Source organism: Streptomyces sclerotialus, assembly GCF_040907265.1.
GTDB lineage: Bacteria > Actinomycetota > Actinomycetes > Streptomycetales > Streptomycetaceae > Streptomyces > Streptomyces sclerotialus.
In genome coordinates this window covers 4,418,955-4,439,207 of the sequence record NZ_JBFOHP010000002.1, presented here as the reverse complement: position 1 = coordinate 4,439,207, position 20,253 = coordinate 4,418,955, and the positions used below count along the sequence as shown (strand labels likewise).

Below are 20,253 nucleotides of genomic sequence, written 5' to 3'. Positions count from 1 at the left end.
ACCTCGTGGAATCCGTTCGTGAGATGCCGTGGCCGGTCTCCTGGCTTACGGGGTACCTCCGTGCTCGTCGAGACGCTTCTCGCCGAGAGCCGGAGGAGGGCGCGTCCGGCCCGGCCTTCCCGTCCGCGCCCGGCGGACAGTGGCCCCCACGCGCACAGGTCACCCGGCGCGCGGGAAGGGTCGGAAACTCCCCGATCACAGTGGCGAGGGCCGCTCCGGAATCGGACCCGAAGGTCTTCACCGGTCTTCCCGAACACCACGGCCGGGTCACTCTAACCCCGCTGTTCTCCGGGGGCCCCCTTCCCCCCCACCCCCCACCCCCGCCCTCCCCGCGCTGCGTGCCCGGCTCAGCCCCCCGCGTCCTGTCGCTCGGCGGTGTCCTCGCTCACCGGGGCCCGGTCCGCCGGCCCCTCCGCTGCCCAGCTCCCGAGCAGCCGCAGCGACTCCGCCGAGGCCGAACCGGGCTCCGCGTTGTAGACGATCAGCTGCTGGTCCGGGTCGGCGGGCAGCCGCAGCGTCTCGTACGACAGCGTCAGCGGGCCGACCACCGGGTGGTGCAGCCGCTTCACACCGAACCCCTTGTCCTGCACGTCGTGCGCGGCCCAGAGCTGCCGGAACTCCTCGCTCTTGACCGACAGCTCCCCGATCAGCGAGGCGAGCTGAGGATCGTCGGGGTGACAGCCCGCGTCCATCCGCAGAAAGGCGACGATGTCGGCGGCCTTGCTGTCCCAGTCGACGAAGAGGTCCCGGGACTCGGGGTCCAGGAAGACCTGCCGGGCGATGTTGCGCCGCTCCGGCGGCATCGCGGCGTAGTCCCCGAGCAGCGCGCACGCCATGCGGTTCCACCCGATGACGTCCAGGCGGCGGCCCGCGACGTACGCCGGTATGCCCTCCATCGCGTCCAGCAGCTGCTGCAGCGCGGGCCGCACCCGCTGCGGGCGCCCGGCGCCGCGCGAGCGCTTGGCCTTCGGCTTGACCAGGTGGTTGAGGTGCGCCCGCTCCGCGCTGTTGAGCCGGAGCGCGCCGGATATGGCGTCGAGGACGGCGGTGGAGACGTTCTCCCCGTGGCCCTGCTCCAGGCGTACGTAGTACGCCACGCTCACTCCAGCCAGCTGCGCCAGCTCCTCCCTCCGCAGCCCCGGCACCCGGCGCCGCCCGCCGTGCCGCGGCAGTCCCACGTCCTCGGGCTGCAGGCGTGCGCGGCGGGTGCGCAGAAACTCGCTCAATTCGGTGCGCTGGTCCATATGGCCAGTATCCGCGTCCGGCCGACAACCCGTGGTGGCCTGTGGACAACTCTGCGAAACCGCAGGTCGCGAAGGTGACACTGCCATTGGTACCAACGGCGTTCGTACGTAAACGGGGGGTCTGGCTCCGCTTCTGCTCCTCACGCAGGCTCGATGTCATGACACACACCTCTGTCACCGCGTATGCAGCACCCGCGCCCAAGGCACCCCTGGAGCGCACCACCATTCCGCGCCGTGAGCTCGGCGCGCACGACATCCTCATCGAGATCAAGTACGCGGGGATCTGCCACTCCGACATCCACCAGGTCGACTCGGACTGGGGTCCGGGCACCTTCCCGATGGTCCCGGGCCACGAGATCGCCGGCGTGGTCGCCGCGGTCGGCCCGGAGGTCACCCGCCACCAGGTGGGCGACCGGGTCGGCGTCGGCTGCATGGTCGACTCCTGCCGGGAGTGCGACAACTGCAAGGCCGGATTCGAGCAGCACTGCACCGGCGCGCTCGGCCCCGTGATGACGTACAACGCCACGGGCCGCGACGGCGAGCCCACCTACGGCGGCTACTCCACCCACGTGGTGGTCACCGAGGACTTCGCCGTCCGCATCCCCGACGGCCTCGCGCTGGACGTGGCCGCGCCCCTGCTGTGCGCCGGCATCACCGTGTACTCGCCGCTCGCCCGCTGGGGCGCGGCCCCCGGCAAGAAGGTCGCGGTCGTCGGGCTCGGCGGCCTCGGCCACATGGCCGTGCAGATCGCCCGCGCCAAGGGCGCCGAGGTGACCGTCCTCAGCCAGTCGCTGCGCAAGAAGGAGGACGGCCTGAAGCTGGGCGCCTCCGACTACCGCGCCACCTCCGACGCGGCCACCTTCGAGGAGCTGGCCAACAGCTTCGACCTGATCATCAACACCGTCTCGGCGGACCTGGACCTGGGCGCCTACCTGGGCCTGCTCCGCACGAACGGCACGCTGGTCCAGGTCGGCGCGCCCGAGCAGCCGCTCCGCGTACCGCCCTTCTCGCTGATCCAGAACAACCGGGCGATGGCCGGCTCGTCCATCGGCGGTATCCCCGAGACCCAGGAGATGCTGGACTTCTGCGCGGCGCACGGCATCGGCGCGCAGATCGAGGTGATCTCCGCCGAGGAGATCAACGACGCCTACCGGCGGGTGCAGGCGAGCGACGTCCGCTACCGCTTCGTGATCGACGTCTCGACGATGTGACCCGCCGGGGCCTGGTGACCGGCGACTGGTAACCGGTGACCGGCGATCGGTGACCGATCGGTGACCGGGTGCTCGCGTCCGGCCCGCCGTGTCCGCCGTGTCCGCCGCGACCGCCGCGTACGTACGGAGCCGGGTGGCTGCTCGACAGCTGCCCGGCTTCGTCGCATTTGGGGGTGGATAGGAGGCGTTAGCCGGACGTTAGCGGACCAATAGCGCCACCGGACAGAGTGGATGTCGTACCGGGCGGACCGGCCCGGTACGCAGCACCACAGCCACCCATCAGGTACCGCAGACACCGAACACGGGGGAATCACCATGCCGAAGAAGACCGTCAAGGCCGCCGTCGCCTCGCTCCTCGCCGTCGGCGCCCTGGCAGCGGCCGCCGGCCCGGCCCTGGCGCAGACCGCCCGCCCGGCGCCCGCCGCCAGGATCGCGCCCTGCACCGCGTCGGCGCTGAAGCTGGAGGCCGGCACGGTCAGCCGTCCGATCAACCACGTCCTGATCACGGCCACCAACACCTCGAAGAAGACCTGCGACTTCTCCGCCGAGACCTACCCGCTCCTGCGGCTCCACAAGGACCAGCAGGCGGTCACGCCGGTCGTCGAGGACTCCCAGCCGCAGGCCGTGGTCACCCTCGCCCCTGGCGAGAAGGCCTACGCGGGTCTCACGCTCTCCGCCGCCGACTCGCCGGAGAAGGGCTTCAAGACCGGCAGGATCGAGGTTGCCGTGGCCAAGGACACCGCCCTCGAGCCCGTCACCGTCAAGGGTGGCCCGGTGTTCATCCAGCCCGCCGTCGCCCAGGTGACGTACTGGCAGGACAACCCGGCCGACGCCCTGGTCTGGTGACGCCCTCCCGGCCGGGGAACCTCCCCCGATCCCCGGCCGGACCCCGTAACACCGCGCCCCGGCGGCCCGGTTCGCGGCGGGTCCCGCTCCGCCGCACTCGGGTGACACCGGGGCTTTGGTCCCCTGGCGCCGGTTAAGACTGGTTCGTACCCGTGCGACATGGCTGCGCCCGAGGCCGGGTGACCGGTAGGCTTTCCGTGTGATCTTCAAGCGCATCGGAAATGGGCGGCCGTACCCCGATCACGGCCGGGAGAGCACCCGCCAGTGGGCGGATGTGGCCCCGCGCCCGGTACGCCTTGACCAGTTGGTCACCACCAAGCAGCAGCTCGACCTGGAGACGCTGCTCGCGGAGGACTCGACCTTCTACGGCGACCTGTTCGCGCACGTCGTGAAGTGGCAGGGCGATCTGTACCTGGAGGACGGGCTGCACCGCGCGGTACGGGCGGCGCTCCAGCAGCGCCAGGTGCTGCACGCCCGCGTCCTCGAACTGGACTGACGGCCCGTTCTCAGCACCGCCCCGACGGGCCTGTCCGCGATCCGGACGGACGGCCTCGGCAATCGGCGCCGACCTCGGCCCTGAGCCTTACGGTGCGTGGCATCGGCGCCCGGTATTAGCCCTTTCGGGTCAGCTCTCGCGCCACGAACAGATCATTTAATAGGCAGAGCGCCATGGCCGCACTACGCTGCGGCCATGAGCATGCTGACGCCCCCCGGCATGGGCGGTAAGAAGTACCGCATCACGGGCGACAGGTATCCGAGGATGCGCCGTCCCCGTCGTGATCGCAGGATCGTTATGGCGGTCGTGGCCTCGACCTGCGTGCTGGGCGTCGGCGCCTGGGGTGCCGTGCAGCTCATCGACGTCTTCACCGGCAACAGCGCCAGCGCGCAGGCCGCCCAGGAGAAGCCGAAGTGCCCGCCCGGCCAGGACGGCGGCAAGCCGCGGAGCACCGCGAAGCCGCTGCCCGAGCCCAAGGCCGTCAAGGTCAACGTGCTCAACGCGACGACCCGCAGCGGGCTCGCCAAGAGCACCGCCGACGCGCTCAAGAAGCGCAGCTTCACGATCGGCGACGTGGGCAACGCGCCCGCCGCCTACGACAAGAAGGTCAAGGGCACCGGCGTACTGCTCGGCGCCCCGGCCGCCACGGACAGCTCCTTCAAGGTGCTGGGCACGCAGGTGGCCGGGGTCGAGCGGAAGACCGACACCCGTAAGGGCGGCGAGATCGACCTGATCATCGGCGACAAGTTCAAGGCCCTGGCGAAGGAGAAGGACGCCAAGGCCGCGCTCGCCGCACTGACCGCCCCGCCGAAGGAGAAGCCGGGGACGCCCAAGTGCTGAGCGCGGGCGGCTCGGCCGCCTGCCCCTTCGGGGCCGGCGGGCTCAGCGGGCTCAGCGGGACGACTGCCCCGCCGGGATCAGCAGGTCGACCGCCCCGTCGGGACCGGCCCGTTCGTACGACCAACCCGTTCGTACAACCAGCGCGTTCATAGGTCAGCGCGTCGTACGCTCAGCGCGTCGTACGCTCAGCCGGCCGTTCCGTACATGCGGTCGCCCGCGTCGCCCAGGCCCGGGACGATGTAGCGGTCCTCGTTCAGCCGCTCGTCGACCGCGGCCGTGACCAGCGTCACCGGCGTACCGGCCAGCTCCCGCTCCATGACCTCGACGCCCTCGGGCGCGGCCAGCAGGCACAGCGCGGTCACGTCGTCGGCACCGCGCTGGATCAGCTCCTTGATCGCCGCGACCAGCGTGCCGCCGGTGGCGAGCATCGGGTCCACGACGTAGATCTGCCGGCCGGAGAGGTCCTCCGGCATACGGGTGGCGTACGTCTGCGCCTCGTACGTCTCCTCGTTGCGGACCATGCCCATGAAGCCGACCTCGGCCGTCGGCAGCAGCCGCACCATGCCGTCCAGCATGCCGAGCCCGGCCCGCAGGATCGGCACCACCATCGGGCGGGGATGGGAGAGCCGGACGCCGGTGGTCGCCGTCACCGGGGTCTCGATGTCGACCTGTTCGGTGCGCACATCGCGGGTCGCCTCGTACGCGAGCAGGGTGACCAGCTCGTCGGCGAGACGCCGGAAAGTGGGGGAATCGGTGCGCTTGTCGCGCAGAGTGGTGAGTTTGTGCGCCACCAGCGGGTGGTCGACGACGTGGATCCGCATGACATCGACACTAACCGAGGCCAGGCCCCCGGGCGCCCGCCGGTGGCCGCTCGGCACCGGACGCACCGTGCTCCGGGAGCTCGTACGGACCCGGACGGATCACCGTACGAAGATCGGCCGGCCACGGCCGGCCCCTCGGCCAACGTCAAACGATTCGCATCAACCCACCACTTCGGGGGAAAGTGGGCACAGACGCCCGGATCGCCGGCCGGCCTCCGGGCGAGGACCTCGGCCCGAGGCGGTGTCGCTCATGCCCGACCAGAAGAACCGTCAGGACGTACGGCAGAACCGTCAGCCCCGTCAGCCCCGCCAGGACGCACGGCCCGAAGGCACCACGGCCCCGTCCAGCCCTCCCGGGGGCTCCTCCCGCCCCCCACGCCCGGCCGCACGCAGGCCCGGAGCCGCGCGCGGCGCGGCGAGAGGCGAGGGCGGCGGCACCAGACCCGACCGTCCCGCGGGGCGGGCCACGGGCGGCGGCCGGGAGACCGGACCGCCGGGCGGGGCGGGGGACCCGGAGGCCCCTGAGAACCCGGCGGACACCACGGAACCCCGCCTCGACGACACGGCGCAGAAGGTGGCCATGGACGCGCGGACGGCCGGCGGGGAGGCCGAACCGGACGCGGCGCGCCGCCGCCGGCGTGCGCAGTTCCTCCGCGAGCTGAACGAGGCCAAGGAGCTGCGCGACCGCGTACAGCCGCGCCGCGCCCGTGCCGCCCGGATGCGGCAGGCGATGCGCATGCGCACGTTCCGCTGGTAGCGCAATCGCGCGGGCGGCGCCTTACGGATCACGGCCGCGCCCTTCCGCACGCTTCACCTCAGCGTGCGCCACCGCCCGTTCCGCGGCCTTCGGCTCACCGTCCGGCGCGCTCATCCGCCCGCCGTCCGGCCCGGTCACCGGCCTGTCTGCGCGGCGCGCCGTGCCCCGCACATGCTCCGTACGTGCCGCATACGGGCCACTTAGGGACTGCATTCGGGCCACGCGCACACCGGCGTCCCGGGCCGCGCAGACACCGCGCCCGCGGCCCCGTACCGATCGGCCCCTGACCCCCGCGCCCGCCCCGTACACGGCCCGTAGGAGGCAGATCCGGTCCCGCGGCGGCACCCGTACGGCCCCCGTACGGACCGGATCTCGCAGAACCAGGCCACGACGCAGCGTCGAAGACCCCGCGCGAACGCGTTGTTTCTGCCACGATTCCGATGGGGCGGGGACCCCGGGCGCATGCGCGTCCGCCCTCGCCCGGCCCGGATACGCCTCTGACCAGTGGGAGAGTCACGGTGTACTTCGCCGCACTGCTCGCGCGCACCGAAGACGGGTGGGAAGCGAGCGATACAGAGCTCGACGATGTGGAGACGCTTGCCGACCTGGCCGACCTGGCCCGGCAAGCGGCGGTCGACGACGACACGGTGGTGGCGTTCATCGAGCAGGAGGGCGCGTGGTTCGGCGTCGTCCGGGTGGACGGCGAGGAAGACCCGCGCGTCTTCGTGTCGAACGCCGCCGCCGCGTCCCGCAGCTCGTACGGCGCCATGCTGACCGACGAGCTGACCGGCAGCGACGAGGAAGCCCCGGAGGACCTCGACGATCTGACCAACCTGGACGGTACGGAAGACGGTGAGCCCGAGGGCGCCGAGGACGACACGGAGGCCGCCGCCGACGACCCGGTACCCGCCGGGCCGCTCGGCGACGTCGACCTCCTCGACGACCTCGGCGTCACCGGCAAGGACCTGCTCACCTTCGACAGCAACGGTGACGCGCTGGGCGAGATCGCCGACGCGCTGGGCTGCACGGACGTGCTCGAGGCGGTGCGGTGACGACCGGGGAGCGGCGCACCACGGGCCGCTCCCCCGTCCACCCACCGCGGGGCCGTCGCGGGCCTGTGCCCGCCTGCCCTGAGCCCGCCGGCCCTGTGTCCCTCCGCCCCGGGCCGGCCTCCGCCTACCCCCGGTGCGGGTGCCGGCACCGGCACCGACTCCGGCATGGTCACCGACACTGTTGTCATGACCGACGCACAGCCCGCCCCGGCCCCGGTGGCCCCCGCACCCGATCCGTTGCGCGACCCGTGGGCCGCGCCCATGCGGCAGGCCCTGGGCGAGGCCGCGCTCGCCCCCGGGACCGGAGACGTCCCGGTGGGCGCCGTCGTGCTGTCCGCTGACGGCCGGGTGATCGGTACCGGCCACAACGCACGCGAGGCCACCGGCGACCCGACGGCCCATGCCGAGGTACTCGCCATCCGGGCAGCGGCCCGCACGCTCCAGGAGGAGGCGCGCGCGGCCGGTACCGGCGAGGGGCGCCGCGGTACCGACTGGCGGCTGACCGGCTGCACCCTCGTGGTCACGCTCGAGCCGTGCACGATGTGCGCGGGCGCGATCGTGCTGTCCCGGGTCGACCGGGTGGTCTACGGCGCCCGCGACGAGAAGGCGGGCGCGGCCGGCTCCCTCTGGGACGTGGTACGTGACCGGCGCCTCAACCACCGCCCCGAAGTGATCACCGACGTCCTGGCCGACGACTGCGCGGCGCTCCTCACCGACTTCTTCCGGCACCGCTGAGGGCGCCGCTGAGGACGCCACTGATAGCGCCACTGAGGGCGCCGCTGAGAGCGTGACCACGCCCCCGTGGAGCGCGATTCTCCGGGGCTGCACCCCCGCCACCCCGAACCGATTTCGGCGCACGGCCCCTCATGGGCTAGGCTCTGCCTCGGTAGCGTGTCCGAGCGGCCGAAGGAGCGCGCCTCGAAAGCGCGTGAGGGGGCAACTCCTCCGTGGGTTCAAATCCCACCGCTACCGCTCGCACGAAGGGCCCGACTCTCGGAGTCGGGCCCTTCGCCGTTTCCGGGCCCCATGGCCCGCACCGCTGCCGGGAGGAGCGCGGTGCGAACCCCGCAGCGGGGCCCGGTCCCCACCCCGCGGACTCCTGCCAGATCCGCCGGGCTTCACCGTCCAGCCTGCGGCCGCGCCCCCGCTCAACGGGCCGCCGAACGGCCCCGATCGGGAGGACTTTCGTCCCTGACGCCACCCGCAGGATCCCGCGGGGCCGCCCCTGAGGGAGCGGAGGTGGCCTGGACACGGCTGCTGCCGTGGGGCCGGTGTGGTTAAACTCGCCCGACCGCACCGGGCGGGAACCGCCGGTGAAAGCCGTAGGGGAGACGGGACGAATGGTGGAAACGAAGAAGATCGCGCTGTATGTGGTCGTCGTCTTCGTCCTGTACACGATCGTCACGTCCCCCACCCGGGCCGCCGATCTCGTCCAGATAGGGTTCGAGGGCATCTCGGACGCCGCCCAGGGCGTCGGCCAGTTCATGACCTCACTGATCCAGTAGCCGGCCTACGGACGCAGGCCGCAGCCCCCCCCCCCCGCAGCCCGCACCCCACAGCCAGTCGGCAGTCAGCCGGCAGTCAGCTGGCAGTCAGCCGGCAGGAACGACCCAGCGGCCCTCGGGGCCCCGTCCGGCGCTCCGCAGCGCCCGCGGTACTCCGCCGCCCCCGGAGCTCCCCCTCTGCCCGCACACGCCCCGCACGCCCGCGCGCCGCAGCATGGCCCGCACGCCCGTACGACGCACCCACGGAGGTCCGCCCATGATCCGCCACCTGGTCCTGTTCAAGCTCAACGAAGGTGTCGAGCGCGACGAGCCGCGGGTCGCGGCCGGCGTGAAGGCCTTCCAGGAGCTCGGTGACCTCATCCCCGACCTGGAGTTCTGGGAGTGCGGCTGGAACGTCACCGACCGCCCGATCGCGTACGACTTCGCGATCAACTCGGCCGTCGCCGACAAGGACGCCCTCACGCGCTATCTGGAGCACCCCGCCCACCAGGCGGGTGTCCGCCAGTGGGCGGAGTTCGCCACCTGGGTGATCGCCGACTACGAAATCTGACCCCCGGCCCGAAGCGTCCCGGAGACGCCCGGAGCCGCCCGCAGCGGCCCGGAGACACCCGGACCGCGACACCGCAGGGCCGGAGCCCCGGTGGCGTCTCCCGCGCCCCGCTCCGGCCCGACAGCGCCCCTCGTCCTTACAGGCGGGGGGTTTCTTCATGCCCGGCCTCCCACCGAGGGCCCCGGCAGGAGGCCGGTGGGCGCCCCGTACCGCCCCGCCCGCCGTCAACGCACCACCCGACCGTCCCCCGCTCACCGACCGCACGCCCCGCCAACTGCCGCCCAACACGGCGATATGCGGTGCTTGCACACAGTGCACATGTCTTGTGATGCTATGACCGCTTTTGCCGGATGAGTCCGTTACCGCAAAGCCCAGAGCCCAGTCCGACACAAGCCCAGTCCTGCCAAGGGGAGGCGTGAACCGTGACGGCCCGTACTGCGCCGAAGGCGCCATCCCGCCAGAGCAGGAGTGCGGACACCCGGGCGCTCACGCAAGTCCTCTTCGCCGAGCTGGCCGGGCTGGAGCCGGGCACCCCCGAGCACGCCCGGGTGCGGGACGCACTGATCGAGGCCAACCTCCCCCTGGTCCGTTACGCGGCCGCGCGCTTCCGCAGCCGTAACGAACCCATGGAGGACGTGGTCCAGGTCGGCACCATCGGGCTCATCAACGCGATCGACCGGTTCGACCCGGACCGCGGCGTACAGTTCCCCACCTTCGCCATGCCGACCGTCGTCGGCGAGATCAAGCGGTACTTCCGGGACAACGTCCGCACGGTCCACGTACCGCGCCGCCTGCACGAGCTGTGGGTACAGGTGAACGGCGCCACCGAGGACCTGACCGTGCTGCACGGCCGGTCCCCCACCACCGCCGAGATCGCCGAGCGCCTGAAGATCGGCGAGGAGGAGGTCCTGGCATGCCTGGAGGCGGGCCGCTCGTACCACGCGACGTCCCTCGAAGCCGCCCAGGAGGGCGACGGGCTCCCCGGCCTCCTCGACCGCCTCGGATACGAGGACCCGGAGCTGGCCGGCGTGGAACACCGCGACCTCGTACGCCACCTCCTGGTCCAGCTTCCGGAACGCGAGCAGCGCATCCTCCTGCTGCGCTACTACAGCAACCTCACCCAGTCGCAGATCAGTGCGGAACTGGGCGTGTCCCAGATGCACGTCTCCCGGCTGCTCTCCCGGAGCTTCGCCCGGTTGAGATCCGCAAACAGGATCGACGCCTAACCAGGACGAGGTACGGTCACCCCGGCAGCACCACTCCTTCCTGCAGGGATATGTCGACATGGCGCTACAGCGTGTTGCCGACATGTGACATTCTGCAGGAACCGCGTTTGCCGTGGCGCCGCCTCCGGTATTCAGGTGGAGGCTGAACTCTTCGCTCCGCATGGGGCAGAGGAGGCGCAGCGGCGACCCGACCGCGACCTCAAGGGGGTGGCATGTCCGTAGAACTGGGCAGCTCGAAGGTGCTCCCCGCACCAGCACCGGAAGTGCATGACGACGACGCCCTCAACACCCGTACGCTTTCCCGCTCCCTCTTCCTGCGGCTTGCCACACTCGACAAGGACAGCGTGGAGCGTACGTACGTCCGCGACACGCTCATCGAGCTGAACCTCCCGCTGGTGCGCTACGCGGCTGCCCGCTTCCGCAGCCGTAACGAACCCATGGAGGACATCGTCCAGGTCGGCACCATCGGCCTGATCAAGGCGATCGACCGGTTCGACTGCGAACGGGGCGTGGAGTTCCCGACGTTCGCCATGCCCACCGTCGTCGGCGAGATCAAGCGCTTCTTCCGTGACACGTCCTGGTCGGTACGGGTCCCGCGCCGCCTCCAGGAGCTGCGCCTGGCCCTCACGAAGGCCAGCGACGAGCTGTCCCAGAAGCTCGACCGCTCCCCCACCGTCGCCGAACTGGCCGCCTGCCTCGGCGTATCGGAGGAGGACGTCGTCGACGGCCTCGCGGTGGGCAACGCCTACACCGCCTCCTCGCTCGACTCGCCGTCCCCCGAGGACGACGGCACCGAGGGCTCCCTCGCGGACCGCCTCGGCTACGAGGACAGCGCCCTGGAGGGCGTCGAGTACCGCGAGTCCCTCAAGCCCCTCCTGGCCAAACTCCCGCCGCGGGAACGCCAGATCATCATGCTCCGCTTCTTCGCGAACATGACGCAGTCCCAGATCGGCGAAGAGGTCGGCATCTCCCAGATGCACGTCTCCCGCCTCCTCACCCGCACCCTCGCCCAACTCCGCGACGGCCTGACCACGGACTGAAGACGCGACGCCCCCCGGGCACCAGGGACCCGTCCCGGCCCGGGGCACAGACATGCCCGCACACCCTCCCAGGAACGGCCGCACCCCATCCCACCCGACGCCCCGTCAGCCACACTGGCCCGATGCGACGGACGACATGGGGCGCGTCGGCGGGCATGTTGCTGTTACCGGGAGCCCTGGTGGCCACCGGCGGCGGCCACGATGACGCCCAGGGCTACGTCACAACGGGCCCGGCGGACGGCCACGACTCCCCGACGAAGCCGTACCCCCACCGGCGACGTCCCGCTGCCCCCCTTGGACACCCCTCGGACGGCACCACCGCCCGCGTGAGTTCGCTGCGGAGGTCATCGAGCGCGGGGAGTTCGAGTACGCGTGGGGGCAAGCGGCTCGGCCGGACCGAATGACGGTCGAGTAGGGGCGGTTGACGAGCGCTCCGCTGGTGCGCTCGTATCCGCTGTGCGTGTGGCAGCAGCGGGGTGTCAGCCGTACCAGGTGATGTTGCAGATGTAGATGCACTCGTGGCGGGGTACGGCGAGGAAGCTGATGAAACCGCGGCCACCCAGGATGTCGAACTCCCGCAAGCCGCCCTCGCGGTCGATCGGCCTGCCTACCTTGACCGCGTCGCGCCCCAGCGCGGCTAGTTCAGTCGCCAGGCGCTCCACCTCCGCTGTCGCAGCGAGCGGCAGTCCTCCGGCGACGTAGTCCTTGCTCGGGTTGTAGTCCCACGTCCAGTCGCCGTGGGTCATAGCCCGGCCTCTTTCTCCGCCGCCTCGCGGATCCGGTGGATCTCGGCGATGGCCTCTGTGGGGTCCTGATCCCCCGCATCGACGATCCGCTCCAGATCACGGAGACGGGCGGCACGTTCGGGGTACCGCTCGATCGCGATGAAGACGGCCCAGGAGTGGACGAAGGCGCGGAGAGGGGCGAGGCTCTGCGCCTGCTGAGCGTTCGTCGTCGCCTCGAAGAGGTGCTGGGTGAGGGCAGGCACCCTGCTCGGCGCGATGCGGGACACGGCGGCCCGCAGAGCGTCGGGCGTGAGGTCAGGCATCGGGATCAGCGGCCCGTGCGGGCCGTCGGGCTGCGCGCTCACGGTGTCCTCCAGTGCGGCGGGTGCGTCCATACGTTAGCGGTCGGGCCGGCGGCCCGGGCCTGGAGCGGAACACCGACGAGCCGAGGCGCGCACGGCTTGCCCCTCGGACGGTGCGCCGGCACGGTGGCGTCCCGGCTCAGATGGCGGTTACTCACGGGCGGCGGGCCTGCCCTCCTCGCACCAGTTCTTGGCTACGAAGGAGCCCATGCCGGGCGTTGTGACGATGAGGGCCTCGGCGCGCAGAGCTGCGGTGACCTAGCGGACGGTTACCCGGGCGATGCCGAACTCTCGCTCCAGTTGGACCTAGGAGATGCGGTAGTGATGCGGGTACTGACCGCTGGTGATCCGCTGTCGTAGCGCTTCGGTGATCTGTACCCACTCGGGGCGGGTCGGGTCGAACTGGGGTGGGGGTGGTCACACGTTCGTCGGCTCGCCCGTGAGGTCTTCCGGGAGGGGCTGCGAGACGAAGGAGCCCGCACCGTGCCGTGTGTGGATCAGCCCCTCGGCTCGTAGGCCTCGGTGCACCTTCCGCGAGGTGGTGGTGGCGATGCCGAACTCCGCCGACAGGTCGAGTACGGATGGCACGCGTGTGCCGGGGGCGTAAGCGCCGTCCGCGATGCGTCGGCGGATCACATCGGCGACCTGCCGCCAGCGGGGGCGGTCCGGTGCGAAGTCCATCACGGGCTGGACGGTACTTCTTCAAGGTGCACGGAAGCGTTTCTTCAGAGCGACCTTCACCCGTCGTGGGGACTCTTGGCCAGCTTCTCCTTCGCGTCCTTCGTCACGAAGGAGCCCATGCCGACCTGTGTCTGGATCAGCCCCTCCGCACGCAGTCCGCGGTGGACCTTCTGGCCGGTGGACGTGGCGATGCCGAATTCCCCCAGCATCTCGGCCACTGACGGCACTCGCGTACCGGGTGGGTAGGTGCCGTCCTCTATGCGCGCGCGGATGATCCTTGCCACTTGGCGCCATCGCGGCTCGTCCGGTGCAAACTCCATCACCGGACCAAGGTAAGCAGTCGCGCCATACCACGCGATACGTAGCTACGGTGCCTAGGCAACCTAGGGGTAGCAGACTGCACTAGAGCTGAGCACTCAAAGCCCCGGCGGTCGCGGCAACGACCCCGGGGCGTGGTCAACGCCACCCCTGAAGAGGAGCGCCGACATGCGTCACCGTATCGTCCGGGCCGTCGCGTGGCTGGGAGAACTGTTCTCCCGGCCCGTTACGGCGGCCAGCCACTCCCGTACGGCTTCCCGTAGCGGAGGAACGACCAGCACCCCTCCCCGACCGTCGCCCCCACCTCGCCCGCTCGATGAGGTCATCGACGGGGACGAGTCCCGGCTCGTGCGGCCGTATCTCGTGGCCTGTGAGTGGCACGCTCGGGAGCGGGCCTCGCGCCTCTTCGCAGTCGATGGCGGCTTCTCGGTGTACGCGTCATGAGCGCGCCGGAGCGATTGCGGCTGTTGCCGTGGGCCGGGGCCGACGGGCAGCCCTGTTATCTGGCGGGCGCGGCGGATCGCAGTGGGTACGTGGCGCGGCTGGCCGATGAGATGGAGGCCGTGCAGCTCAGGGTCGGGATGCGGCTGACGGAGCGGGCCGAGGAGTTGCTCGGGGAGCCTGGTTCCGCCGTCCGGCCCGAGGTGCGCCCCGGCGAGGTGCGAGCGCTTGCGTACGCGCTCAGGGAGGCGCTGCGGGATGCGTTGCGGATCGCGGAGAGCCGGGGTGGGCGCGGAGCCCCGTGACCACACCAGCGTTCCGAGGGGATTGAAGAAGGGCTTCTCCCGGAGCAGGTGCCGGTGGCCGGCAGGCGTCCGGGAGAAGCCCTGAGTCGTACGGGAGCGGAGAGGGGACGGGGCGAGGGGGCCGTGCCCCCTCGAGAGGAGGGCCTCAGCCCAGGGCCAGCCACGCCGCGGCTGCGACGATCACGATGGCGACGACCACGCCGATGATGATGCCCGCGCGGGGACCCGAGGAGGACTGCTGGGCGGCCGCGGCGGCGCGGCGGGACTGGGGGGCGCCCTCGTCGACGAAGGCGCGGAACATCTGGGTGCTGCCGGCCGGGTCGTAGTTGCCGTTGCCGTCGGGCGTCTGCGGGTTGTTCGCCATAGGGCGAGACCCTAGCGAACCGGCGGGTAGGGGGTCACCCCCTACCGTTCAGGAGGCACTGGTGTCCTCGGGGCGGCGGACGGCGAGGGGCAGCCGGTCGGAGCGCCGCAGAGCCCCCGCGGGGGCGCGAGGGGGCGCGTATGCCCTTGCGAAGGTGCCCGCACACCCGTCTGACCTGCGCTTTTGCCCGCCATAGCCGCATCCTTGACTCGTGCACGGTACATCTTTTTGGTTTCCTTTACCCCGTGAACCCCAGATTCGTTTGCCTGTGGCAACCAAATGATCCTATGGTTGCCTCAAGCAACAAAAGATGTGTGGAGGTGCCCATGGCAGCGCAGGGTCAGTACCAGGAGCTGGCCAGGCAACTCACCGCCATCGGCGCTGTGAAACGCGAACTCGGGCGCATCCTGCCTCACGACTGCCCGCCCGCCTCGGTAGGCGTGCTCACGATCCTCGACCGGTACGGCGAGATGCGGATGAGCAAGCTGGCCGAGCTGTTGATGATCGACATGTCGGTGACCAGCCGGCACGTCGCCCACATCGCGGAGCGCGGCTGGATCGAGCGGGAGCCCGACCCCCTGGACAAGCGCTCCAGGCTGCTGCGACTGACACCCCGTGGACGGGAGCTCCTCGCCGAGCTGGCCGTCCGCTACACAGACTCCCTCGCCCGGTACCTCGACGACTGGTCCGACGACGACGTCGGCCGGCTGAACGAGCTGCTCGCGAAGTTGCACGAGAGCTTCGGCGACTGCCGCACCCGGGCGGGACACGACCACACCACCCGTACATCAGCAGGATGAGAAGGAATTACATGGCTACAACCACACCAGCCGGTGTGCGGGGCGGCCACGCCAAGCACGGAGGCGGCGCGGACGCCTCCGCCGGAGCCGCCATGACGCACCGTCAGATCATGGAGGCGCTGTCCGGGCTGCTGCTCGGTATGTTCGTCGCCATTCTTTCTTCGACGATCGTGTCGAACGCGCTGCCGCAGATCATCCACGATCTGAACGGCGGGCAGAGTGCCTACACGTGGGTCGTGACGGCCTCGCTGCTGGCCATGACGGCGACCACCCCGCTGTGGGGCAAGCTGTCCGACCTGTTCAGCAAGAAGCTGCTGGTGCAGCTCTCGCTGATCATCTACGTCGGCGGCTCGGTCGTCGCCGGTCTCTCGCAGAACAGCGGCATGCTGATCGCCTGCCGTGTCGTGCAGGGCATAGGCGTGGGCGGTCTGTCCGCCCTGGCCCAGATCGTGATGGCCGCGATGATCTCCCCGCGTGAGCGGGGACGGTACAGCGGTTACCTGGGGGCTGTTTTCGCCGTCGCCACTGTGGGTGGGCCGCTGCTCGGTGGTGTCATCACCGACACCTCGTGGCTCGGGTGGCGCTGGTGCTTCTACGTCGGCGTGCCCTTCGCGGTGATCGCGCTGATCGTGCTGCAGAAGACCCTGAAGCTCCCCGTCATCAAGCGCGAGGGCGTCAAGGTCGACTGGGCGGGTGCCTTCTTCATCAGCGCGGCGGTCTGCCTGCTGCTGGTGTGGGTGACCCTGGCCGGTGACAAGTACGACTGGATGTCCTGGCAGACCGGTGCCATGGTCGGCGGTGCCGTCGTACTCGCGCTGATCTTCATCCTGGTCGAGACGAAGGCGGCCGAGCCGATCATCCCGCTGCGGCTGTTCCGCAACAAAACGATCACCCTGGCCTCGCTGGCCTCGCTGTTCGTCGGTATCGCGATGTTCTCCGGCACCGTGTTCTTCAGCCAGTACTTCCAGCTGGCGCGCGGCAAGTCGCCGACGATGTCCGGCGTGATGACCATCCCGATGATCGCGGGTCTGTTCATCTCCTCCACCGTGTCGGGCCAGGTCATCACCAAGACCGGCAAGTGGAAGGCGTGGCTGGTCTCCGGTGGCGTGCTCGTGACCGCGGGTCTCGGCCTGCTGGGCACGATCCGGTACGACACCGAGTACTGGCACGTCGCGATCTTCATGGCCCTGATGGGTCTCGGCATCGGCATGATGATGCAGAACCTGGTCCTCTGCACGCAGAACCAGGTGGCCCCGCAGGACCTCGGCTCCGCCTCGTCCGTCGTCACCTTCTTCCGCTCCCTCGGCGGTGCGGTCGGTGTCTCGGCGCTCGGCGCGGTGCTGGCAACCCGAGTCACGCACTACGTCAAGGACGGCCTGGCCGACCTCGGGCCGGCCGGCGCCAAGGCGGCGGCCCAGGGCGGTACCGGTGGCGGGGGCATCCCGGACCTGGACGCCCTCCCGGCGCCCCTCCGGACGGTCATGGAGAGTGCCTACGGGCACGCTGTCGCCGACATCTTCCTGATCGCCGCCCCCTGCGCGCTGCTCGCCTTCCTTCTGACGCTTTTCATCAAGGAGGTCGCCTTGAAGACCAAGGGTGGACTGGCACAGTCCTCCGACGACGGCTCGGACGCCTCGGCGCCCGAGAGCACGACGGCCGCCGCCACGCCGGCCGCCGCCGCGGCCCCGGCCGCCGCTTCGGCCGCCTCGACCGAGGAGCTGGAGCCGGCCCTGGTCGGCGCCCCGTCCGTCGCCCCGGACGAGCACGCCCCGTCCTGGGCCCAGGCCCAGCCGGCCGCGGCCGCCCAGGCCCAGCCGCTGGCTGCGTACGCCTCCGCCGGTGGCACCGGCACCCCGGAGGGCCCGGCCATCACCGGCTTCGTCCGGAACGCCGACGGCCAGCCGGTGGCGCGCTCCGCCGTCACGCTGATCTCGCTCAGCGGTCGTCAGCTGGGCCGCTCGGTGGCCCAGGCCAACGGCTCGTACGTGCTGAACGCCCCCGGCGCCGGCTCGTACGTCCTGATCGCGGCCGCCGACGGCCACCAGCCGCAGGCGTCCACGGTCGTCGTCGGCGACCAGCCGCTCGGCTACGACATCCTGCTCAGCGGCACCAGCGGCCTGCGCGGCCAGGTCCGCAGCGTGGTCACCGGCGAGCCGGTGGACGGCGCGATGGTCGTGGTCACGGACATCCGCGGTGAGGTGCTGGCGACCGGCAAGACCGGCGGCGAGGGCACCTTCGCCTTCGACGAGCTGGCCGCCGGTACGTACACCGTCGCGGTGAACGCCACCGACTTCCGGCCGACCGCACAGCCGGTCGAGGTCAGCGGCCAGGGCATCACCCGCGTCGAGATCGCACTGCAGTCCGGCGCCCGCGTCCAGGGCGTCGTACGGGCCGGTGCGGACCGCCGTCCGCTGCCGGACGCGCGGGTCACGCTGGTCGACGCGGCCGGCAACGTGATCGCCACCTCCACGACCGGTGAGGACGGCGCGTACGCCTTCACCGACCTGGACACCGGCGACTACACGGTGATCGCCAGCGGGTACCCGCCGGTGGCCAATGCGCTGTCGGTGGACGCGAGCGGGATCGACGGCTACGACGTCGAGCTCGCCCACCCGGGCGACTGACACCGCTACGGCGGTAGAGCCAACGGGGGCCGGGGCATCTCGCCCTGAGAGCACAGCCCCGGCCGGGGGCGCGCGTTGAGCGGAGACGCGCCCCGGGCCGGACCACGGGCCCCGGCGGCGGCGGGCATTCAAAGGCAGGGGACGGCCTGCCCGCCGCCGGCCGGGGCCCACATGTACCAAGCACGACATCGGGAGTGGGTATGAGTTCGACAGGCGCGGGCGTTCGGGCACAGGTCCGGACACGCGACGGCTGGGCGGTCAAGCACGCGGTGCTGACGGTCACGGACATGACGGGCACGCAGGTCCTGCGCGCCACGGCCGACGAGGAAGGCGTCGTGCGGGACGCGACGCCGCTCCAGCCCGGCCCGTACACGGTGATCGTGACGGCCGTGGGCTACGCGCCGGTCGCCTCGACCTCCATCGTGACGGCGAGCGGCCGGATGGACGTCGGCAACGTGACGATGGCCCGCCAGGGCGGGGCCGAACTGCCGCCGCCCGGACCGTGGACGATCGACCCGATGCACTCCTCCGTGGCCGCGGCCGCGCAGCACCTGGGGATCTCCAGCGTGCGCGGGCGGTTCACCGAGTTCGCGGGCCGCATCGACATCGCGGAGGACGTCGAGAAGTCGCGCGTCGAGGCGGTCATCAAGGCTTCGTCGATCGACACCGGCAACGGCATGCGCGACAGTCACCTGCGCAACTCCGACTTCCTCGACGTGGAGACCTACCCGGAGCTGACCTACCGGTCCACGGGTCTCGAGGCGGCCGGCCCGGACCGCTGGACCGTGCACGGCGACCTCTCGCTGCACGGCGTCTCGCGGCCGGTGGACCTGAACCTCTCGTACCTGGGTACGGGGCCGGACCCGTGGGGCGGCACGCGGGCGGCGTTCAGCGCCACCGCCGAGCTGCACCGCGAGGACTTCAAGATGAACTACAACCAGGTCGTCGCGGCGGGCATCGCCGCCATCGGCACCACCCTGCGGGTGGAGCTGGACATCCAGGCGGTGCAGGGGGACTCGCTGCCGATGGCGGGCTGAGCGCCCGCGCGCACCGCTCCGGCCGGTCGATCACTCCCGACGGCCGGCCGGGTACGAACAGGGGAAAACGGGCGGCGGCCGCTCCTTCGCGAGCGACCGCCGCCCTTTCGTGTGCGGGCCCTTCCTGTACGAGCCTGTACGAGCCCTTCCTGTGCGGGCCCTTCCTGTACGGGGTCCTTCGTATGCGGCCGGGGCCGCCTGAGAGACGGCCCCGTCAGGGCGTGCGGCCCCGGTCGCGCATCGCCTCGATTCCGGCGATCTGCACGTCCAGCGCGAAGGCGAAGTCGCGCTCGCGCATCTCGCGTACGCCGACGCCCTGCTGCAGCTCCAGCGACCTGGCGGACATCTCCATGGTCTCGGCGAACTCGGGGCGGTGCTGGACCGCCCCGATGACCTCCTGGAACTGCTCGTCCAGCGTCTTGCCGGTCTCCTGGCTGCGCTGCTCGTGCAGCCCCTCGATCGTGCTGAAGCCGTAGACGAACTGGAAGATCGCGCCCAGCGCGCCGGAGGTCTGCTCCGGGCTCAGCCCGCTGCCCTGCATGACCCGCAGCGTCGCGTTGGAGAACGCGATCGCGTGCGGGCCCACGTTCAGGTACTCCCCCAGCAGCCGCGGCGCCCAGCGGTGGGTGACCAGCACCTTGCGGTACTCGGCGGCGAGGTGGCGCAGATGGTCCCGCCAGTCCCGCTCCGGGTCGCTCTCGTCCGGCAGCTCGATCTCGCCGGCCACCGCGTCGATGGCCAGCTCCAGCAGGTCGTCCTTGGTGTCGACGTACCAGTAGACCGACATCGCCGTGACGCCGAGCGCGGCGGCCAGCCGGCGCATCGAGAACTTCGCGAGCCCCTCCGCGTCCAGCAGCCGGACCGTGGTCTGAACGATCTTGTCCAGGTCCAGTCCGGCCGGCTGGTCCGCCTTCCGCTTCAGCGGAGGACGTTCGGTCAGCCAGACACTCTTACGCGGCTTGCCGGCGCGTTTGCCCGTCGCTGCCATGGCCCGCCCTCCCTCTTCGC

The 20,253-nt window shown here is 71.1% G+C and carries 23 protein-coding genes, 1 tRNA gene and 1 riboswitch; of the genes, 16 read left to right on the top strand and 8 right to left on the bottom strand.

Translation table 11 applies throughout. The features are described 5' to 3' along the window. Positions 1 to 13: 13 nt before the first annotated feature. A riboswitch (cobalamin riboswitch) is annotated at positions 14 to 276 on the bottom strand. A gap of 71 nt (positions 277 to 347) precedes the next feature. Further along, the gene (locus AAC944_RS19740; RefSeq protein ID WP_037772297.1) at positions 348 to 1,244 is read right to left on the bottom strand and encodes a helix-turn-helix domain-containing protein; all 897 of its coding nucleotides are present in this window, start codon (positions 1,242 to 1,244) and stop codon (positions 348 to 350) included. A gap of 158 nt (positions 1,245 to 1,402) precedes the next feature. Between AAC944_RS19740 and AAC944_RS19735 the strand changes: the two genes are divergently transcribed. The 4 genes from AAC944_RS19735 (at position 1,403) to AAC944_RS19720 (ending at position 4,637) form a co-directional block, all read left to right on the top strand. Continuing rightward, on the top strand, positions 1,403 to 2,455 hold the full coding sequence (locus AAC944_RS19735) for an NAD(P)-dependent alcohol dehydrogenase (protein ID WP_030615651.1): 1,053 nt from the start codon (positions 1,403 to 1,405) through the stop codon (positions 2,453 to 2,455). 315 nt (positions 2,456 to 2,770) lie between these two features. After that, on the top strand, positions 2,771 to 3,301 hold the full coding sequence (locus AAC944_RS19730) for a DUF4232 domain-containing protein (protein WP_030615648.1): 531 nt from the start codon (positions 2,771 to 2,773) through the stop codon (positions 3,299 to 3,301). Positions 3,302 to 3,500: 199 nt separating this feature from the next. After that, positions 3,501 to 3,797, top strand: a complete 297-nt coding sequence (locus AAC944_RS19725) for a type II toxin-antitoxin system VapB family antitoxin (protein ID WP_004943146.1) — start codon at positions 3,501 to 3,503, stop codon at positions 3,795 to 3,797. Positions 3,798 to 3,992: 195 nt separating this feature from the next. Next, positions 3,993 to 4,637 carry a LytR C-terminal domain-containing protein gene (locus AAC944_RS19720; protein ID WP_438272744.1) on the top strand — a complete coding sequence of 215 codons (645 nt, stop codon included), beginning with the start codon at positions 3,993 to 3,995 and terminating at the stop codon, positions 4,635 to 4,637. Between the two features lie 185 nt (positions 4,638 to 4,822). Here the strand turns inward: AAC944_RS19720 and upp are convergent, their stop codons facing one another. Further along, complete coding sequence (upp, locus tag AAC944_RS19715) at positions 4,823 to 5,458, bottom strand: uracil phosphoribosyltransferase (protein ID WP_030615641.1); 636 nt, start codon at positions 5,456 to 5,458, stop codon at positions 4,823 to 4,825. A gap of 250 nt (positions 5,459 to 5,708) precedes the next feature. On the opposite strand from upp, the gene AAC944_RS19710 reads away from it, so the two are divergent. From AAC944_RS19710 to AAC944_RS19675, 8 genes are all read left to right on the top strand, one after another. Continuing rightward, on the top strand, positions 5,709 to 6,215 hold the full coding sequence (locus tag AAC944_RS19710; protein ID WP_078888614.1) for a hypothetical protein: 507 nt from the start codon (positions 5,709 to 5,711) through the stop codon (positions 6,213 to 6,215). A gap of 518 nt (positions 6,216 to 6,733) precedes the next feature. Then, entirely contained in the window at positions 6,734 to 7,267 is a 534-nt protein-coding gene (locus AAC944_RS19705) for a tRNA adenosine deaminase-associated protein (RefSeq protein WP_030615638.1), read from the top strand. Between the two features lie 186 nt (positions 7,268 to 7,453). Further along, complete coding sequence (gene tadA / locus AAC944_RS19700) at positions 7,454 to 8,002, top strand: tRNA adenosine(34) deaminase TadA (RefSeq protein ID WP_051871847.1); 549 nt, start codon at positions 7,454 to 7,456, stop codon at positions 8,000 to 8,002. A 150-nt stretch (positions 8,003 to 8,152) separates the two neighbouring features. Then, positions 8,153 to 8,239: transfer RNA gene (locus AAC944_RS19695), tRNA-Ser, on the top strand. A 368-nt stretch (positions 8,240 to 8,607) separates the two neighbouring features. Further along, positions 8,608 to 8,772, top strand: a complete 165-nt coding sequence (locus AAC944_RS19690; protein ID WP_181138704.1) for a hypothetical protein — start codon at positions 8,608 to 8,610, stop codon at positions 8,770 to 8,772. Positions 8,773 to 9,028: 256 nt separating this feature from the next. Next, on the top strand, positions 9,029 to 9,322 hold the full coding sequence (locus AAC944_RS19685; protein ID WP_030615632.1) for a Dabb family protein: 294 nt from the start codon (positions 9,029 to 9,031) through the stop codon (positions 9,320 to 9,322). Positions 9,323 to 9,744: 422 nt separating this feature from the next. Next, positions 9,745 to 10,548 carry an RNA polymerase sigma factor SigF gene (locus tag AAC944_RS19680; RefSeq protein ID WP_030615628.1) on the top strand — a complete coding sequence of 268 codons (804 nt, stop codon included), beginning with the start codon at positions 9,745 to 9,747 and terminating at the stop codon, positions 10,546 to 10,548. A gap of 212 nt (positions 10,549 to 10,760) precedes the next feature. Further along, the gene (locus AAC944_RS19675; protein WP_030615626.1) at positions 10,761 to 11,588 is read left to right on the top strand and encodes an RNA polymerase sigma factor SigF; all 828 of its coding nucleotides are present in this window, start codon (positions 10,761 to 10,763) and stop codon (positions 11,586 to 11,588) included. Positions 11,589 to 12,067: 479 nt separating this feature from the next. On the opposite strand, the gene AAC944_RS19670 is transcribed toward AAC944_RS19675, so the two are convergent. The 4 genes from AAC944_RS19670 to AAC944_RS19655 form a co-directional block, all read right to left on the bottom strand. Then, the gene (locus tag AAC944_RS19670; RefSeq protein WP_030615623.1) at positions 12,068 to 12,334 is read right to left on the bottom strand and encodes a hypothetical protein; all 267 of its coding nucleotides are present in this window, start codon (positions 12,332 to 12,334) and stop codon (positions 12,068 to 12,070) included. Continuing rightward, positions 12,331 to 12,678, bottom strand: a complete 348-nt coding sequence (locus AAC944_RS19665) for a DUF6247 family protein (protein WP_030615622.1) — start codon at positions 12,676 to 12,678, stop codon at positions 12,331 to 12,333. The genes AAC944_RS19670 and AAC944_RS19665 overlap by 4 nt, the downstream gene beginning before the upstream one ends. A 414-nt stretch (positions 12,679 to 13,092) precedes the next feature. Further along, positions 13,093 to 13,356: a GntR family transcriptional regulator gene (locus AAC944_RS19660; protein ID WP_030615619.1), complete on the bottom strand. Its 264-nt coding sequence runs from the start codon at positions 13,354 to 13,356 to the stop codon at positions 13,093 to 13,095. Positions 13,357 to 13,412: 56 nt separating this feature from the next. Then, a complete protein-coding gene (locus AAC944_RS19655; protein ID WP_030615617.1) occupies positions 13,413 to 13,676 on the bottom strand; it encodes a GntR family transcriptional regulator in 264 nt (87 codons plus the stop codon). 438 nt (positions 13,677 to 14,114) lie between these two features. Between AAC944_RS19655 and AAC944_RS19650 the strand changes: the two genes are divergently transcribed. Further along, positions 14,115 to 14,420 carry a hypothetical protein gene (locus AAC944_RS19650; RefSeq protein WP_030615615.1) on the top strand — a complete coding sequence of 102 codons (306 nt, stop codon included), beginning with the start codon at positions 14,115 to 14,117 and terminating at the stop codon, positions 14,418 to 14,420. Positions 14,421 to 14,565: 145 nt separating this feature from the next. Here AAC944_RS19650 and AAC944_RS19645 read toward each other — a convergent pair whose 3' ends face one another. After that, positions 14,566 to 14,784: a hypothetical protein gene (locus AAC944_RS19645; RefSeq protein ID WP_030615612.1), complete on the bottom strand. Its 219-nt coding sequence runs from the start codon at positions 14,782 to 14,784 to the stop codon at positions 14,566 to 14,568. Between the two features lie 326 nt (positions 14,785 to 15,110). Here AAC944_RS19645 and AAC944_RS19640 point away from each other — a divergent pair, with 326 nt between their 5' ends. The 3 genes from AAC944_RS19640 (at position 15,111) to AAC944_RS19630 (ending at position 19,245) form a co-directional block, all read left to right on the top strand. Beyond that, complete coding sequence (locus tag AAC944_RS19640) at positions 15,111 to 15,584, top strand: MarR family winged helix-turn-helix transcriptional regulator (protein ID WP_030615608.1); 474 nt, start codon at positions 15,111 to 15,113, stop codon at positions 15,582 to 15,584. 92 nt (positions 15,585 to 15,676) lie between these two features. Next, entirely contained in the window at positions 15,677 to 18,208 is a 2,532-nt protein-coding gene (locus AAC944_RS19635) for an MFS transporter (protein WP_490368283.1), read from the top strand. 200 nt (positions 18,209 to 18,408) lie between these two features. Further along, entirely contained in the window at positions 18,409 to 19,245 is an 837-nt protein-coding gene (locus AAC944_RS19630) for a YceI family protein (protein WP_030615602.1), read from the top strand. Between the two features lie 214 nt (positions 19,246 to 19,459). On the opposite strand, the gene AAC944_RS19625 is transcribed toward AAC944_RS19630, so the two are convergent. Then, a complete protein-coding gene (locus tag AAC944_RS19625) occupies positions 19,460 to 20,233 on the bottom strand; it encodes a TetR/AcrR family transcriptional regulator (RefSeq protein WP_030615599.1) in 774 nt (257 codons plus the stop codon). Between the last annotated feature and the right edge of the window lie 20 nt (positions 20,234 to 20,253).